At 64.0% G+C, this 17,084-nt stretch carries 15 protein-coding genes; 5 read left to right on the top strand and 10 right to left on the bottom strand.

Going from position 1 to position 17,084, the window contains the following annotated elements:
* Positions 1-270, top strand: a 270-nt coding sequence (locus tag VNN55_08625; protein ID HWO57614.1) for a glutaredoxin family protein, incomplete at its 5' end; no start/stop codon positions are given.
* An 80-nt stretch (positions 271-350) separates the two neighbouring features.
* Positions 351-887, top strand: a complete 537-nt coding sequence (locus tag VNN55_08630; protein HWO57615.1) for an HNH endonuclease — start codon at positions 351-353, stop codon at positions 885-887.
* Between the two features lie 160 nt (positions 888-1,047).
* Here the strand turns inward: VNN55_08630 and trpS are convergent, their stop codons facing one another.
* The gene (trpS, locus tag VNN55_08635) at positions 1,048-2,028 is read right to left on the bottom strand and encodes a tryptophan--tRNA ligase (GenBank protein HWO57616.1); all 981 of its coding nucleotides are present in this window, start codon (positions 2,026-2,028) and stop codon (positions 1,048-1,050) included.
* A gap of 1,202 nt (positions 2,029-3,230) precedes the next feature.
* On the opposite strand from trpS, the gene VNN55_08640 reads away from it, so the two are divergent.
* On the top strand, positions 3,231-4,340 hold the full coding sequence (locus VNN55_08640; GenBank protein HWO57617.1) for a hypothetical protein: 1,110 nt from the start codon (positions 3,231-3,233) through the stop codon (positions 4,338-4,340).
* 382 nt (positions 4,341-4,722) lie between these two features.
* On the opposite strand, the gene VNN55_08645 is transcribed toward VNN55_08640, so the two are convergent.
* The 5 genes from VNN55_08645 to VNN55_08665 all read right to left on the bottom strand — a co-directional run bounded on the left by VNN55_08645 (position 4,723) and on the right by VNN55_08665 (position 7,923).
* Positions 4,723-5,202 carry a CHRD domain-containing protein gene (locus tag VNN55_08645; GenBank protein ID HWO57618.1) on the bottom strand — a complete coding sequence of 160 codons (480 nt, stop codon included), beginning with the start codon at positions 5,200-5,202 and terminating at the stop codon, positions 4,723-4,725.
* Between the two features lie 149 nt (positions 5,203-5,351).
* The gene (locus VNN55_08650) at positions 5,352-5,966 is read right to left on the bottom strand and encodes a hypothetical protein (protein ID HWO57619.1); all 615 of its coding nucleotides are present in this window, start codon (positions 5,964-5,966) and stop codon (positions 5,352-5,354) included.
* Positions 5,967-6,133: 167 nt separating this feature from the next.
* A complete protein-coding gene (locus tag VNN55_08655; GenBank protein HWO57620.1) occupies positions 6,134-6,580 on the bottom strand; it encodes a hypothetical protein in 447 nt (148 codons plus the stop codon).
* Positions 6,581-6,595: 15 nt separating this feature from the next.
* Positions 6,596-7,408 (bottom strand): PAS domain S-box protein, encoded by an 813-nt coding sequence (locus tag VNN55_08660; GenBank protein ID HWO57621.1) that lies wholly within the window; start codon positions 7,406-7,408, stop codon positions 6,596-6,598.
* A gap of 158 nt (positions 7,409-7,566) precedes the next feature.
* Positions 7,567-7,923, bottom strand: coding sequence for a glycogen-binding domain-containing protein (locus VNN55_08665; GenBank protein ID HWO57622.1), 357 nt, complete (start codon positions 7,921-7,923; stop codon positions 7,567-7,569).
* Between the two features lie 360 nt (positions 7,924-8,283).
* Between VNN55_08665 and VNN55_08670 the strand changes: the two genes are divergently transcribed.
* Both VNN55_08670 and VNN55_08675 read left to right on the top strand, forming a co-directional pair.
* Positions 8,284-9,438 (top strand): Fic family protein, encoded by a 1,155-nt coding sequence (locus tag VNN55_08670; protein HWO57623.1) that lies wholly within the window; start codon positions 8,284-8,286, stop codon positions 9,436-9,438.
* 98 nt (positions 9,439-9,536) lie between these two features.
* On the top strand, positions 9,537-9,971 hold the full coding sequence (locus VNN55_08675) for a peptidylprolyl isomerase (protein ID HWO57624.1): 435 nt from the start codon (positions 9,537-9,539) through the stop codon (positions 9,969-9,971).
* A gap of 1 nt (position 9,972) precedes the next feature.
* On the opposite strand, the gene VNN55_08680 is transcribed toward VNN55_08675, so the two are convergent.
* The 4 genes from VNN55_08680 to VNN55_08695 form a co-directional block, all read right to left on the bottom strand.
* On the bottom strand, positions 9,973-12,642 hold the full coding sequence (locus VNN55_08680) for a DUF5916 domain-containing protein (protein HWO57625.1): 2,670 nt from the start codon (positions 12,640-12,642) through the stop codon (positions 9,973-9,975).
* A 93-nt stretch (positions 12,643-12,735) separates the two neighbouring features.
* On the bottom strand, positions 12,736-15,192 hold the full coding sequence (locus VNN55_08685) for a DUF5916 domain-containing protein (protein ID HWO57626.1): 2,457 nt from the start codon (positions 15,190-15,192) through the stop codon (positions 12,736-12,738).
* 333 nt (positions 15,193-15,525) lie between these two features.
* The gene (locus VNN55_08690) at positions 15,526-16,557 is read right to left on the bottom strand and encodes a FecR domain-containing protein (GenBank protein HWO57627.1); all 1,032 of its coding nucleotides are present in this window, start codon (positions 16,555-16,557) and stop codon (positions 15,526-15,528) included.
* Positions 16,554-17,081, bottom strand: coding sequence for a sigma-70 family RNA polymerase sigma factor (locus tag VNN55_08695; GenBank protein HWO57628.1), 528 nt, complete (start codon positions 17,079-17,081; stop codon positions 16,554-16,556). Before VNN55_08695 ends, VNN55_08690 begins: the two co-directional genes overlap by 4 nt.
* Positions 17,082-17,084: the final 3 nt, after the last annotated feature.

Consider the following 17,084-nt stretch of genomic DNA (forward strand, 5'->3'; position numbering starts at 1 on the left):
CCGCCGGGTTGTTCCCGCATGAACAGACAAATTCTGGTCCGGTTTTACACCAAGCCCGGCTGCCCGCTTTGTGAGGACGCCGAATCGCTGTTGGAAGTTGCGGGGCGTCGTTTCCCGATCGCGATCCAGCCGGTCGACATCCGCCGGGATCCGCGCCTGTTTGCCCTCTATGGCGAGCGCATCCCGGTCCTGGAATTCCCCGATGGCACCCTGCTGGAGCCGCCGGTCACACGGGACCGTCTGACGGCGATTCTGCGCCGCATGGACTGAGCCGCGCGCGGCGTTCCCGCCTTGACGCGCCCCGGCGGCGCATTATCTTGACACGAGGTTGTACACGGAGAACGCGCTCCATGGGGCAACGTGGCTTTCACAACGGCAATGGGCTTTCGCGACCGGTTCTGGTGCTCAACCAGAACTATGAGCCGTTGACCGTCTGCCCCGCCCGCCGCGCGGTGGTCCTCGTCTTTCTCGGCAAAGCCGAAATCATCGAATACCTCGAAGGGGGCATGGTCCACAGCGCCCGCGACAGTTTTCCGCTGCCGTCGGTGGTGCGTCTGGGCGTCTACATCTCCCGTCCACAGAAGCGCGTGCTGCTGACCCGGCGCAACATCATCAAGCGTGATGGCCACCGCTGCCAGTACTGCGGCCAATCGCGCACCGCAATGACGGTCGATCATGTCATCCCGAAAAACCGCGGCGGCGAAGAGACCTGGGAAAACCTCGTCTGCGCCTGCGTGCGTTGCAACAACAAGAAGGGGGACCGTACGCCCGAAGAGGCGGCCATGCCCCTGCGCCGACAACCGCGACGTCCCACCCACATCACATTCATCCAGCGCTTTATCGGCCTGGGCGACCAGCGCTGGAAGCAGTACCTGTTTCTGGATTGACCCACCCGCAGAAATACGCCGTGCAAGGCGGGCAGGTCTCAGACTTGCCCCACATATCCCAATCATCCGTAGAAGCGGCTGTTGAGCCGCGCTCGGCCGTCTGATGACAAAATCGCCATTCGGGAGATTGGGCCTCCCAAGGGCGCCATCGTGGCGCCGCTTACGCCGGCAAATGCATCGCCCGCCGCACTTCCGTCATCGTGTCGGCGGCGCGGGCACGGGCCTTGTCGGCGCCGACTTTCAGCGCCTTGTCGAGGGTCGGCTGGTCCTTTTCCAGGGCGGCGCGTCGCTCGCGCACCGGGCGCAACGTGGCGTTCAGATTGTCCGCCAGACGCATCTTGCAGTCGACACATCCCAATGCCCCGCTGCGGCAGGGTGGCGCGATTTCGGACTCGTGAGTGGGTGTGTAAATTTTGTGTAATGAATAAACCGGACAGATCTCCGGACGTCCCGGATCGCCTTTGCGCAGTTTGTTGGGGTCGGTGAACATCTTTTTGAGCCGGGCGCGGGTCTCATCCTCAGAATGCGAGAGCGAAATCTCGTTGTTGTAGGATTTCGACATCTTGCGCCCATCCAGCCCCGGCACCGCCGCAAACGGGGTCAGCAGAGACTGCGGCTCGGGAAAGACTTCCCCGTAAAGTGAATTGAACCGACGCGCCACCTCGCGGGTGAGCTCGATGTGCGGCAATTGATCCTGCCCGACCGGCACGCCCCCGGCGCGGTAAACGAGAATGTCGGCCGCCTGCAGCAGGGGATAGCCGAGGAAACCGTAGGAGTCCAGCCCCAGCTCGTTGGCCTTGTCCTTGTAAGAGGGGACGCGCTCCAGCCACGGGATCGGCGTGATCATGGAAAACAGCAGATGCAGTTCGGCATGCTCTTTGACCTGGGATTGGATAAAGACCGCGGTCCTGGCGGGGTCCAGGCCGGCAGCGATGTAGTCGATCGCCATCTGCCGGATCCGCTCGGGCAGTTGCGCGGTGTCGTTGTAGTCGGAGGTGAGCGCGTGCCAGTCGACGATACAGCAGTACATCTCATGGTCCTGTTGCAGGCGGACCCAGTTTTTGAGCGCGCCTTCGTAATTGCCCAGATGCAGACGTCCGGTCGGCTGCATGCCCGAAAGGATAATCTTATTGGCTGCCATGTTCTCCCTTAAGTCCCGTGAAATCACCATCCGGATCCATCCCGGATCAATCCCGCCAATTAATGCCGCGCGACGGTGACCGTCACTGAGTTTCTGGCACGCACCGGTCGCGCGACTAGGGGCTTTCAGGCCCTTGTCCTGCACCCCCACTGACATGACGTACGGGGGGGCGAGCCTCCCGGCGAGCCGCCACAGCATGATCGCCTTGTTGCATCCATATCCATTCCTTCCCCCTGAACGGATTCGCGAATCGTCGACTGAAGCGCCCACCTTCAGTGGCGGCTCCGCAGGAGCTTCGCCCTCCCGGCACTGTGCGCTGGTCTCGGCTGCATGCTCAACAAAGATCCTAGGACCCGGCAAAGAGCGCCGGGTCCTGGACGACGGAACACGGCATTGCGCAGCAGGTCTGGGAGCGGGCCCTGGACACACCAAACCCGTAGAAGCGGCTCTTGAGCCGGGTCGCGCTCGCCTTGAAAACGAAGACACCCGTCAGGGATTCGCGCCGGATTGACCAAACGCAGCGCGGCCGTAACCGCGGTACTGCGTGGGATTGGGAGAGGGAGGGACTTACTTGGACCGTAGATCGGAGCGGATGGAACGTCGATCGTAGAACGGTCACGGCCGCTGCGCCCTGCCGCAGAGGGACCTGCGACCGGACATATGCGCTGCACCTCCGCAGCACAATCTTCTGAAGACCTGCCTGTCGTTTGAGTCGGGACGGGCCTGCCGCCCCGGTAATGTCGTAAGGCCGGTTCTGCGCCGCATCGAGCCCCCCAGGGCCCTCGCGCGGCAGACATGCGCAGTTGTTTCCTACCCGGAACTTTGCTCTTGGTTCCAAATGAGGAGAATAAGTTTTGAGTATTTGCGCTGACTTCGGTGAAAACGGTGTTCACAGTTCGACCACCTCGCCTCCCTTGGGATGTCCCCATACCTGCTTGCTCTAACCCCTTGATTTTATGGAGTTCAATGGCGCGTCACTTAATCTGACCGTTTAAGAACAGTTGGCATCTCCCTATCTGTTAGCACCTTGCGCAGGCGTTGTTCACGGATCAAACAGACCTGCGCAACGGCAGACAACTTGCAATGGCCCATTAACGGCAGGGGAGTGGATCACCGGGTGAGGCGCTCCGACTCCTCGTGGGAGCAAGGCAGGACGAGTGAAGGGAAGCAGGGATTTCGGTCGCAGAGGGAGGAGTTCGGAGATGTTACCGCAAGCAGGCAACCATCGAATCGCAAACATCCTGTTTGGGATCGCGGTCTTCGCGCTGGCCATGGCCCCGTGTGGCCCGGCGTGGGCGCAATTCGCCGGGGGCGGTCTGTCGTCCAACGGCGTCAGCGTCTCGGGGTACTTCGATGTACAGGCGGTCGGACGCAACGCCGAGCTGGGCAAGAATGACTTCCAGATCGGCCAGTTGGCGGTTGAGTTGTCGTCGGATCTGTCGCGACGGGTGACGGCGGGGATGGAGATCGCCTACGGTTTCGACGAGAATGTCGCCATCGACGAGGCCTTCGTCGATTGGAACGTTTACCAATGGGATGGCAAGCCGCGGGTCAACCCGCTGGGTACCATCTCGGCGGGTTTTATGGCGGGGCAGTTTGATGTCCCGTTCGGGCTGGACTGGCGGTCCTATCGCAGTGTCGACCGGCCGCTGGTGTCCATGCCCACGGTCATCGCCAACACCCACCGTGGCTGGAACGATCTCGGCGTCGAATTCCACGGCGAGCAGACTTGGGCGAACTGGTCGGTGTTTGCGGTCAACGGCTTCGGCACGTCGAAGACTCTACGGATGCCGGAGCGGGCCGCGCCGACCGGTTTGGTCGCAGGCGGGAACGATGCCGCCTCCGATGATGTGTTCCCCACCGAGGCCTACGGCGCGCGCTTCGGGCTGGTGGTCAACGAGCACATCGAGTTCGGAACCTCCTTCGCCGCCGGATACACCGACAACAACGAGCAGGATGAGCGCCTCTTCGGGTTCGACCTCACCGGCCGGACCGACGAGTTTGAACTGAAGGGAGAGTTCATCAGCCATGAGCGCCACCGGGTCGGCGGGAAGGAAACGGTGTTCGGGTTCTACGCGCAGGGGATGTACAGCGTCGACGAACACTGGTTTGGCGTGGTGCGCCAGGATGTGTTCAACGCCGACGGCGCGGTGGTGTGGCCGCAGAACGTGGCGATGACCAACACGCTTCTTTCCACCTCGGCCGGCGCGGGCTACCGCGTCGGCCCCGGCGCGCAGGTGCGCGTTGAGTACCAACTCACCGATGGCGCCAACAACGACACGGTGTTCCTCCAGACCGCCGTCGGTTTCTGATCGCACCTCCCCCCATTCGCCGCAGTCGGGCGAATGGTCGCTTCACTCACCCCCCGGTCGCTCTGCGAGGCGGCCGGGGGATTTCATTGACATACACGGTGTGACGTGGCAGTGAGCGATGGACGGAAAACCCCTTGTCCTGCTCGGGGAGGGCGAGGCTTCCGCCGAGCCTGCCCTTTTTCTGGTCCCTGACAAGAGCAGGCTCCGCAAAGCGTCGCCCTCCCGTTCGTTACGAAAGTTCCCCATCCGGGAGGGCGAAGCCCGGAGGCGTTGAGCCGCCGCGAATGGTGAGCATTCCCGACAGCGATACGCGCATTCGCGCACGGGGGAATCTGAGGCCGCCCATTGCCTGGGCATGGGTCATTCGACACCCCGAGCCGATTCAGTCGATCTGGCCGCGGATTTCGCCGCTGGGATGCTGGTCGGTGTGCACGTTCACATAGGCGCCGCCCGCGTCGATGATCGCGATCAAATCGGAAAGCGGATGCCCGGCCAGCGGACCGGTCAGGTTGGAGGCGGTGATGACACCCTCTGCGAGGACGCCATCGGTGCGTCCCGGGAGAGTCGGCCCGAGGTAAAGCCCGACCACCACCGGCCCGGCGGTACCGGCCGGTGCGGTGTGGATGTGGGCCGCGCGCACATTCTCGATGTTGGCCACAATGAGTTTGTAGGACAATGTGAGGCCATCACCGCTCAACTGAAATTCAGCCTGGCCCTGGGCGAGGGTGGACACCGCGGGCGTTTCCTCATCTCCGGACAGATGCGTGCGGAAATTGCGGGGCGGCGCCGCCACCGTGACGGTCGCTGTCAGCCATGCCGCCACTCCGATCGCTGACAAGGCCGTGGCCATGGACTTGCGCATGCTTGCCTCCTCTGTGCTCGCTGGTTTGCGGTAACCTGCCGATGGGGCAGGGGACTCGAATAATAGACCCTACCCAAACCGGACAAAAAAAGTTCCGGCCGGACAACAGCCAGCTGGCTGTCCGGCCGGACCCACATCTGACCATTGGGCTAATTCATCGTGGCACTGAAGCGCACGGCGACGCTGGGTCCGCTCCAGTTCTCATCGACATCGGGATCAGGGATCGAGTGCAGGCCGAGCGATCCGGCCACTCCCAGCCCCCAGTTCCGCCCCACCCACCACTCCTTGCCAATGGTGAGGTCGATGACCACGCCGTTATCGGATTCGAGGTCCATGTCATCGGCCTCCAGAGTGAGCGAGCCGAGTCCGACCGAACCGGATAGATAGACATTGGCGGGCATAAGATAGTATGTCAGCCCCACGCCAACCGCGCCGAGGGTGAGATCGCCATCGAGTTCGCCCTCGGCATTGCCGACTTCCGCATCCGGGTTGGTCATGCTCCAGCCGAAGAGGGTCCCGTGGAGCGCGAGATTGGGCGCCACGATGGCCCCGATCGCGAAGTTGAGATCGCCGGCCGGCCCGGAGAATTTGACCTTGGTGTTCATCGCTTCAATTTCGGTGGAGGCGGCGCCGACGCCCGCCGAGAGCCGCAGGAAGAATCCGTTGAGATGGTCCCGATCCCCCGCCGAGGCGTTCGGGCTCAGAACGAAGGCCGTCCGAACGGCGGCAAGCCCCCACGGCGCGACACGCGTAATCGGCTTCATCGATGGTCCTCCGGATTGGGTTGAAAAGTTGCCGGCGACTGGCCGGCGTGCGTTGCCGCCATGGTCGCGCAGCAGAGCGGCCGGGGTCAACCACATTTCGAGCGCCGATCTCAGGATTCGGTGGCAATGCCGCGGACGCGCTCGGCCCCGTGGCGGCGGCGTCCGGGCTATTCCGATGTCCACGGCGTGCAGAGCGCGCCGGCTACGCCAGCGGCCGCCCGTGTGCGGATCATCTGTCCGACCCACTGTTCTGCGTCGTCGCACGAACGGAAGATCCGCACGATACGGGTGCTGTGCGGGGCCATGTCACGGTAGGTCTGGTACATCCGTGCCAGTCCGAACGCGGTCGGATGCGGCGCCACAATCGCCAGATAGGTGGGCTCTGCGGGCGAATCGTTACTGGCCGCCAGTTCCGCCAATTCGCGCACGTTGCGACCGGAGATATATTCAATCCGTTCAACGCTTGAGAGATCAAAGATTTCATGGAATCCACGGTGCTCCGGAAGCGCCCGCACATGCAGTTGGTAATCCCTCACATCGTTGCTTCCAAAAGTGCCAAAGGCACGGACGCGAATGATACGGGCGGCGTGGTCGACAGCGAATTTCAGTGGCATGAGTAAACCCTCCGTCTACACGGTCTTCGCGCGCGGCAGCGGCCCGGTCCCGTCCGTGGCGCCGCCATCGGCGCGCACGGCCAGCGCGCTGTAGGGGGCGCCGCGGCGTTGCGCCGCCTCGGCGTGCTTGCGCTCGCTGATGTCCTGAAAAATCGTGATGAAATACCCGCGCCGCGGCGAGAAGGCCTGCACCGCATACCACCGCCGCAACGGCGCGGCATAGTCCTCAAACTCCATCGGCTGTCCGGTCAGCGCCACACGGCCGTAGTTGGTGATCCATTGTCGGACCACTTCGTCCATGCCGGGAATGACTTGTGTGACGCGTTTACCGATCACATCACCGCGCTTGAGGCCGGTCTGGCGCTCGAAGGCGGGATTGACATCGAGAAACTCGTAGTCGATCGGATAGCCGCGGCCATCGACCACGACCCGATGGATTGCGAACGCCGCCGGCATCGCGTGGAAGCAGGCACGGCAGTCGATCAGATCCTGCGGAACATTGACCGTCCCGCCGGCATCGACCGCGTTCCCCGCTGTCTCATCCGCCTCTGCCGGCACGGAGCGCGGCTCGAACCAGAGCAACCCCAGCACCATGAACAGCGACCCGCACAGCGCCAGCGTCTCCGGCAACAGTGGCCATTCGTAGCCGCCCCGGCCGCGCAGCAGTTCGGTCATGGTGATGATCCGCCGTGTCGCGCTCAGACTACAGCTGCCCATGATGAGCAGCGCCGCGATCCTGTTTTTGGGCGAGGTCATCAGCCGAAATGACAGCAGAACCGCGCAAAATTGCAGGAAGATGGAGAAGCCAACCACAAATCCGATGCTCATACTGCCCCCGATGGTGTCGTCCTGGAAGTCGGTTGTCTGTTTTCAGGTTATCGGAATTTTGCCGGAAACCTTACCCGCCTCGGAAAAGGGAGGCGCGCGACAAACCCGCGGAGTGGGTCGGGGTGCAGGGGAGGGGAGAGATAACGCGACCGCGGCGGTCAGGTTACTTCGATCACGGAGTTATAGCCACCGAATTCGTTTGGCTCCTTGCGTTCGTTGGCGGGATCCTCTTTCCACTCCGAGTCGATCAGGAACTTGTAGCGATACAGCCCGGGCGCCAAATCCAGCCTCAGCCGCCAGAGGCCATCGGCGTCCCTGGCCATCGACTGCGGCGTCCAGTTATTGAAAGTCCCTGCCAGAGCGACGTCCCTGCCATAGGGAGCATCGAGGACGAACGTCACCGGCCTGACCTGGTCGGTTGCCGGTTTTGTGGTCTTGCGCGTGGTCTTCTTCGCCGCCGGGCGGGCCGGCTTGGCGGCGGTCTTGGACTTGGACGTGGGCTTTTTCGCTGGCATGATTATCCCCCGGTCCTGGATGCTTCTCGCTTGTTTTTTCTCTCGGGAACCTATGTTCCCTGCCTGCGCATGCCAACCAGAATCAGCCACGTCCACGCCGGCTGGCCATCAATCTGACAACTCCCGGGACCGGCATCGGGAGTGTGCGGTCATTTACGAAGCCATAACTGAGTGGGAGGCAATGCCTTATTAATTCTTTCTTATTTTCGGCTTTACCTGCGGCGCTAATTGCGTTCCCGGCTGTTTTCGTCGGCGAAAATAGCGCCGGACAACTATTTTCGAATTATTTCTATTCCGATAATAATACTTGGGGGCTATTTTCACCCCCGGGCACCGAAATCCAAGAGGGGGGAGGGTGGCATGACAACCAAAACAGCGGGACAGAGACCGGGACGGATGGTCAAGGCGGGGGAGGGGTACTACGCCTTCGTGCCCGATCCGCCGCCACAGGAGATCGGCTGGACGCCGGCGTTGGTGCGGGCCCTCTCCGATGCCGACCGTCTGGTGGGCCGTTTGGCCGGCGAGGGCGGTCGGCTGCCCAACCCGCATCTGCTCATCCGGCCCTTTATCGCGCGCGAGGCGGTGCATTCCAGCCGGATCGAGGGCACACAGGCGACCATCGGCGAGCTATTGGCCTCCGAGGCGGGCGCGGCCATCGAGCGCAGTCCCGATGACCTGCACGAGGTCGGCAACTACGTGGTCGCGCTCGAATACGGGATCAAGCGGCTGAAGACCCTGCCATTGTCACTGCGGCTGGTGCGCGAACTGCACAAGAAGCTGATGAGCGGGGTGCGTGGCAACCAGGCCACGCCGGGGGAATTCCGCCGCACGCAGAATTGGATCGGCCCGCCCGGCAGCCGGATCGCCAACGCCACCTATGTCCCGCCGCCGCCGCCGGAGATGATGGAGGCGCTCGGCGAGTGGGAGAAATACATGCACCTCACCACCATGCCGCCGCTGGTGCAGATCGCGATCGGGCACTATCAGTTCGAGGCGATCCATCCGTTCCTCGACGGCAACGGCCGTGTCGGACGGCTGCTGATCACGCTCTTTCTGGTCGAACGCAAGATCCTGCCGTCACCGCTTCTGTACCTGTCGGCCTTCTTCGAGGCGACACGGCGCGAATACTACGATCGTCTGCGTGGCGTGACCGAGGCGGGCCGCTGGGGCGACTGGGTCGAGTATTTCCTCAACGGCGTGGCGCGGCAATCGGAGGATGCGCTCAGCCGCGCCGAGCGGATCAACACGCTGTTGGGCGAGTGGCGCAACCGGATCGCCGGCGCGCCCAGCAAGACGCCGGCGCAACTGCTCGCGCTGTTGGCGGAAAATCCCTTCTGCACGATCAAGGGTGCCGCCGAGCGGCTGGGCGTCGCCTTCACCACCGCCCAACGGGCGGTCGAGCGGCTGGAGAAGGAGAAGATTCTCACCCAGACATCGGAATCAAAGCGCGACCGTGTCTACTGCGCGAGGGAGATTCTCGCCATCCTCGAGGAGCCGCCGCACCTGGGCGGTTGAACGAATCGTGTCTTCCGCCACCGCCAAGCCGCTTGTGTCGGCTTGCGAACTCCCGTACGTTGTCCACGGGGCAGCCACCCGCCACCGAAGGGAGACAGATGCCGCAGGCAAAACAGGGCGATACGGTTACGGTGCACTACACCGGCAAGCTGGATGATGGCACCATTTTCGACAGTTCCGCCGGCGGCGACCCGCTCGAGGTCACCCTCGGCGCCGGCTTGGTGATTCCCGGATTCGAAAAAGTACTCTTCGGCATGAACGCCGGCGAGACACGCACCACGCGCATTCCCTGCGAAGAGGCCTATGGCCCGCGCCGTGAAGAGTTGGTGGTGCAGGTGGGACGACACCAGTTGCCCGAAGGCATGGAGCCGCAGGTCGGCGAACGGCTGCGATCGGAGCATCCCGACGGCGCCAGTTTCACCGTGGTGGTGACCGCGGTCACGGACGACGCGATCATCGTCGACGCCAATCACCCGCTGGCCGGGCAGGCATTGACGTTCGAGATCACGCTGGTCGAGATCCTGGCGGCGTAGTCTACGACACCGGCATCCAATAACTGATCTTGACGGCGAAGTAGTGGGAGCCCTCGGCCGAGAGCGCCTGCTCCAGCGATTTGAGCCGTACCCGCCGTCCCGGTTCCTCGAACCCGAAACGGTCCTGCTGCCAGACCAGGTAGAGGGTGCTGCCGGGGCGGAATTCCCAGCGCAACACTGCGTTGCTGCGGAACGATCGCACGCCGAAGTCGTCGGCGCGGAAGTCGAAGGTGTTTGCGCCGTCGGTGACCACGTAGCGGCCGTCCTCCACTTCGGTCAGGGTCCGTCCCGCGACACCATACTCGCGCAGATCGGTGCGGGCCGGCGCCGGCAGTTCGCCGAAGCCGCGATACTCGCCGCTGGCGGCAAACGGCTCCGCGTAGCATTCCAGACTCAGATCGGGCGTGAAGTAGCAGTTGAGCCGCAGCTGCGCCGAAATCTGCGAACGGTAGATATTCCCGAACACGTAGCGGTTGCCGTAGGTCGCCGGATTGCCGGCGTCGTCGGCATCGGGACGCAGGGTCGCCACATACTGACGGGCGTTGACTTCGCGCGAATAGCGCGGCTCAATCGAATACGAGACGCGGCTGCCGATGCGACCGCCCACTTCGAATCCGGCGCTCTGTTCCCAACTGCCGATGTCGTTGCTGAAGTAGAAGACGAACGCCGACAGCGTCGTGCGGCTGGTGAAGTTGTTGCTTGCCGAGATCTCGGTGAAGATGCCTTGCGGCGTTCCCGCCAATGGCCCGCCGCGGGTCAGATCGTCGGACTTGCCCGGCCAGTCGTAGCCGACGAAGTATTGCGTCCGCCAGAAGTTGCGGAAGGTCGCTTCGATGTCCAGTTCGGCGAAGGACAGCATGTGCGAGGGATCGTGCGCGGGCTTCTTCACCGCGGCGAAATTCCAGAAGGAGTTCTGCGAAAGGGTGATCTCGTAGCTGCGGAAGAGCGGCCCGGGCCGCTGCTCGCGGTAGATGAGATGGCTCCACGCGTCGATGTCGTCGACTTTGCTGACGATGCCGGCGTCGTTGAGCTCGAACTCCGGCGATTCCACCGAGAAGCCGCCGCCCCAGAGCCAGTGGCGCCCTGAGCGTTTGCCGCCGCGCAGCCCGAAGGCGTACCCCGACAGCGCGGTCGCGCCCGAGTCGATGCGGACATACCCGGCGTCGGGACGCTGGAAGTAGCGGGCGCTGGATTGCTGCGTGCGCAGGATCGCGCCCTCGCTGCCTTCGACACGGCTGAAGCCGGCGAAACCGACGATGTCGTAGGCGCCGCCCTTGAAACGCAGATTCCAGTCGGCGCTCCCTGTAACGGCGCGCCGGCGCAGGAGCGAAGCCAACGGATCCGCGGCGTCGAGGTCGCGCTCGACCCCGGTCAGAATGATCCCGGCGGTCGACTGGCTGGCGCCGAATTCCTGCTGCAGACGCAACACCCCGTAACCGGTGGCGGGCTCGACTTCGATCTCGGCTTCCTGGTCGGTCGACTTGTCATAGGTCCTGGCGTGTTCACGCGCGGTCAGGGCGCTCAGCGCGCCAATCGACAGGCCGCCGGCGGTGCGCCCGGTGACCTTGGCGGCGCCGAGGATCGTGGCGCTGCCGGGAAAGTCGACATAATCGCCCTCGGCAGGCCCGCGCGGACGGGCGCCGATGCGGCGGGAGTAGAAGTAGTCTTCACCCTCGACCGAAAAGAGCTGACTGCCTTCAATGAAGAACGGCCGCTTTTCGGAAAAAACGGTCTCGTAGGCAGAGAGATTGACCACGGCCGGATCGGCTTCGACCTGTCCGAAATCGGGATTGATGGTCGCGTCCAGGGTCAGGTTCGGCCCCAGACCCATCTTCAAATCGGCGCCGACACGCCCATTGAAGTCGCTGCCGTCACCAAACGGGTTGTCTGGGTCGCTCTCCGATTCCAGATGCAGATCGGCGGCCGAATAGGGGAGAAGCTCAAGGCGGCGCGAGGGCTGGATGCCACGGATACCGCGCAAATCGCCAAACCACGACGACCACCCCGTCTCGCTTTTCGGCACCGGCACCCAGAAGATGTCCTCGTTGCGGGCCGGGATCCAGCGGTTCATGTTCACGCCCCACACCTGCACCTCCTGATCGATGAAGCGCAGTTGCGAGAACGGAATGCGCATCTCGCAGGTCCAACCCAGCGAGTCGATGGCGGTGCGCGCGTCCCAGACCGGATTGAAGGAGAAATCCTTGTCGTATTCGTGGTCGTAGGAGTGGTAACGGTCGGTGCGCACCCCCGCGACCGAGACGCCGAAATCGTAGCAGGTCCGGCGGTCGCGATAGGAGTCGATCGAGACGATCAGCTGCTCGGAGTTGCCGGGATTGTCGCGCCGGTTCAACTCGATGCGCAACGACTCCGGGTGGGCGCAGTGCATGCGCGCCCCGACATAGAGGGCGTCGTCGTCGTAGACAAACCCGACCTCGGTGCGATCGCTTGGGGTTGAGCCCTCGTTGGGCTCCTTCTGCACGAAGTCGTCGGCCATCGGGATCTGGCGCCAGAACGCCTCATCGAGACGACCGTCGATGCGGACATCGCCTGAGGCAACGCGGGTGGCGGTGAGCGTCTTGCGTTCCTTCGGCGCGCCGTTTTGCGCGGCGGCAACGGTGGCCATGAGGATGAGGGCCCCGGCCAGCGGGACCGCCCAGCGCGGCGCTGTCATGCGTGATGATCTCCGGGCATACAAATGCCGTGTCCCGCAGGTCCCCTCCCGGAACCTGCGGGATCACGGTGCTCCGAAGCTACGGTCCAATCGTTACAGATTCCACCAATAGTTCATCTTGATCATGAAGACGTTGCGCGAACCCAGGTCGAAGAGCTGATCCATGCCGCGGCGGAAGGAAAACTGCGGCAGTTCGCGGAAATCGTCGCGCGCCTGCGACCAGACCAGAAAGATGGTCGACCCGGGGCGGTACTCCCAGCGCACCACCACGTTGGCGTTGAAACTCAGAAGCGAGAAGTCCGGATCGCCCGGCGTGCCGTCCAGCGACTGATCCGGCGCGGGCGTGAATGCAAACCCGCCGTCCCAGTACTTGTAATTGTCGTGCGTGATGTGGGCGATGAACGGCTGGGCGTACAGCTGCACCGACAGCGCGGTGGTGAAGGTGGCGATCCCGCGTACGGTCAGGGAAAACTGCTCGGCGTCCTGCTCGGCGAACAGGTATCCGCCGGGGGTGTTCTGGCCGGGCTCGACGGTGGTGATGTAGCGTGACGAATTCCAACTGAGAGCGTAGCTGGGGCCGAAGGTGACCTCCAAGTTGGTCGAGGGGCGCACGGTCATGAACAGATCGTAGCTGTTTTGCGCGCCGTCGCGGTCATCCCCCCAGGAGTAGTTGATGTTGCCGCTGACCGGCTTGCGGTAATCGGTCTCGGCCCAGACCCAGGAGTAGGTGGCGGCCGGCTGCGGCACCATCACCCTTCTGCCGATTTCGTAGTCGTCGACCCGGCGGGCCGAGCGCTCATGGCCGCCGCCCAGGTACCAGAGGTTCTTGAATTGCATCTGGCCATTCCAGTTGAAGCCCAGCCCGAGACGGTCACCGGCGTTGTTCCAGTTGTACCAGGAGTTGAAGTTGTTCCAGGTGCGGCTGATCGGCCCCCAACCCTTCTCGGTGCGGTACTGCAGCCACGACCACCCGCCGACGTAGTCGGCCCGGCGGATGAAACCGAGATCGTTGTAATCGAAGGCGCGGTCGTTGTATTCGAACCCGGTCTCGGCGATGACGTGCCGTCCCGACAGCTTCTCCGCCAGCAGCCAGACACCCCAGCCCGGCGCGCGCAGCGCCGGGTCGGTCGCCCCCGCCTGCCCGCGGAACCCGTAACTGTTCTTTTTGGTCCGCAGCGTCCAGTCCACCGCGCCGGCGTAGGACGGGTTGCGCGTGTCTTTGTAGAGGGACGTCACGGTCAGGCCGACCGACGAGTTGCCGAGGATGTCTTGCTTGACGCGGGCGATGTTGGCCATGCCGCGCTCGGCGACCCGCTCGCGCAGGACCACGGTGTCGCCCTGGCCATCGGCGCCGTAGTACTCGGCGTGCTCATCGGTGGTGATGGCGTTGACCATCGAATACGAGAGCCCGCCGCCGGTCTTGCCGGAGAGTTTGCCGGCGTAGAGAATCGTGGCGGCCTCCGGACGGCTGATGATCATGTCGTCGGAGGCGGCGCCGGAGGGATAGCGCGGCGCCGCGCCGATGCGCCGGGAGTAGAAGAGATTGAACGGCGTGTCGAACAGCTGCAGACCCTCGAGGAAGAAGGGGCGTTTCTCCTGATAGAATGTCTCGAAGCGCCCGAGATTGAGCACGGTGCCGTCGGCCTCGACCTGCCCGAAGTCGGGGTTGATCGTGGCATCCAGCACGGTGTTGGGGGAGAGGGCCCATTTGAAGTCGGCGCCGGCATTCTGCAGCATCTCGCGCCCGTCGGGATTGCCCGGCTTCTTCGGCTCGGTCTGCACCTTGCTGGTCGTATAGGGCAGAAGCTCCAGGTGCCGCGGCGGGTCGATCTGCCGGATGCCTTTCAGCAGGCCGTAACGCGAGACCCCGGTCGCCTCCGAACGGGGGACAAACTGCCAGCGCGTGGTCTCATCGTTGCGCGAGATGTAGCGGATAAAGTCGATGCCCCACTCCTGCTCCGGCTGAGGCGGAAAGCGCAGGCAGTGGTAGGGGATCTTCATCTCCACCGTCCAGCCATAGGGAATCTCGCGCACTTTCGACTCCCAGACCGCGTCCCAGGAGTCATCGCTCCAGTTGTTGTTGTAGATGTAAAGATCGCGCTGCACGCCGGAGGCGTTCACGTTGAACGCGTAGGCGGTCTGACGGTCATGGTAGGAGTCGATCGCCACCTGGACAAAGTCGGCCTCGGTGGAGCGATCGCGGCGGGTGAGGCGACGGCGGATCTCGTGCGGTTTGGAATCGTAACAGACGATGCCCACATAGAGCGCTTCGTCGTCGTAGGCGAGACGCACCAGCGTCGACTCGCTGGCCAGCTGGCCTTCCTTGGGCCAGGTCTGCTTGAAGCCGCTGGCCGCGGGGGCTTCCGCCCAGAACTTTTCATCGAGGAGACCGTCGAGTTTGAACTCGCCGGTGCGGCGCACCGCCATCACTTCGCGCAGCGGATCGGCCTTGATCACGCTGTCGGCGGCGGGTGGCTCGGCCGCCGCGCCCAGCGAGGCGCCAGGAAGGGCCATCGCCAGAATCAGAATCATCGCCTTGTGTCGCCGCATGGACATACCTCACCCTTCCCGGTGGCACGCGCCCCTGATCCGAAGTGGTTGACGCACGATGGCGTCCGGTGGGACTCAGGTCCGGCGTGCTCCGCTTCCAGACCGCCGGTCATCTTCTGTTATTCAGCAAAGTTCAATCGCTGACGTTGTCGCGCGTCCCTCCCATGGTCGCGATCGTTCTCACCCGATTGGACGAGTGACGTGCGGTTCGGTTAGTCGCGGCCATCTGGTGGAGGCGAAAATCTCCCCTGCGATTCCGCACCCCGCGGCGAGAGGACGCCGCGTTGACACTCAGAGTACGGCCGCCTCCGGCGAAAGTTTCGCGCGGGAAGATCAGGTGCGCGCGGCCGGCCCGACCGGCGGTCGGGCGTCGACGGAAGACACGGTGCAGGAGGCCAGGCAGGGAATGAACTCAGAGCGGGCAAACTGCGAACCCCAGACATCCAGCATGCTCTGATCCAGCGCCAGGACACCCTCGCGGGTCACACCCGGCGGCGGCGGCAACAGTTGCGCCATGCGGTCGTAGACCAGCCCGCGGTTGGCTTTCGCCACCCGCGGCAGCAGTTGCCAGAGCGTGAAGACCTCGCACATGTTCGATTCGCGCAACACGGTCTCGAGATCGGCGACATGTCCGCCCTCAAAATCGAACCGGGCGAGCGCGGCGCGGAACGCGTCCGAAGCGCCGCCGAAATAGGGTGTGCCCGGCGCCTCGCCGGGACGGGTCTCACAGACCGCGCCCGACGGCACGCGCATCTCGCGGCCGGCGTGACGCACCGCCACCCAGCCGGAGTTGACACACAGATGGCTGCGTCCGGAGGCGTCGACCGTCAACGTGTACGCGGATCCCAGATCAATGATCGTGGCCGATGGCGTCTCGATGGCAAACACGCGCGGCGTGGTCAGGCCGACCGCATGAATCGTGCCATGGGTCAACGACAATCGCTGGTCGGACGGGCGGGTGCGGACCAGACGGAGGCGCGAATTCGGCGCCATCTGCACACAGCCGTGCTGGTTGACCTCGATCAACGCCGCCGAGGTGTCGTCGGTGACGATCGCGTGACCTTCGCCGGTGGTCACGACACCGTGGACGGCGGTCTCATCCAGGCGCGGCGCGCCGGCCAGCGGGGCGACATGCCAGGCGATCACCGGCTCGCCGGGACGTTCGGCGCCGCCAAACACCGCGATCAGCCAGCAGGCCGCCGCCGCCAGAGGCATCATCGTCAGGATCTCGATCAGTCCCTCGTGACGGCGCGGCGGGGGAGAGGCGGGGGCCTGACGGTAGCGACCCAGCAGCGTCTCCAGACGCCGCACTTCCGGGTCTTCCGAACCTGAGCCGTCCCACAGGTAATCATCGTTGGGCGTCATTTCGTCCATCCCAGTTTTTCGCGCAGCATTTGCATGCCACGGTGCAGATTGACCCGGACCGAGCCGGGTGTCAGGCCGGTGCGTTCGGCAATCTCCGGACCGGTCATGCCTTCCACCAGACGCAGGACCAGCGTCTCACGGTAGGCCTCCGGCAGCGATCGCACCAACAGCAGCACATGCGCCGCCTCGGCATCCTCCTGCGAGCGCGGGTCCGGCGCGGTTTCTTCGATCAACTCGACATCCTCGCGTCTTTGACGGTGATAGTCGTTGGCGCGGTTGCGGGCGATCGTCGCCAGCCAGCCGCCGAACGATTCCGGCTCGCGCAACGACGGCAGGCGCTCCACCACCGCCACAAAGACATCCTGCGCCAGATCGTCAACCTCGCCGCGCGGCACGCGCGCCAGAAGCAGCCCATGCACCATCGGGGAAAAGTCGCGATGCAATCGGGCCATCGCAGCCTCGTCGCCGCGTTGGGCCCGCACCACCAGCGCCGCCACGTCGGTTGTGCCCCTGGCGGCTGTCATCTT

It is taken from the genome of bacterium, assembly GCA_035559435.1.
GTDB lineage: Bacteria > Zixibacteria > MSB-5A5 > WJJR01 > WJJR01 > JACQFV01.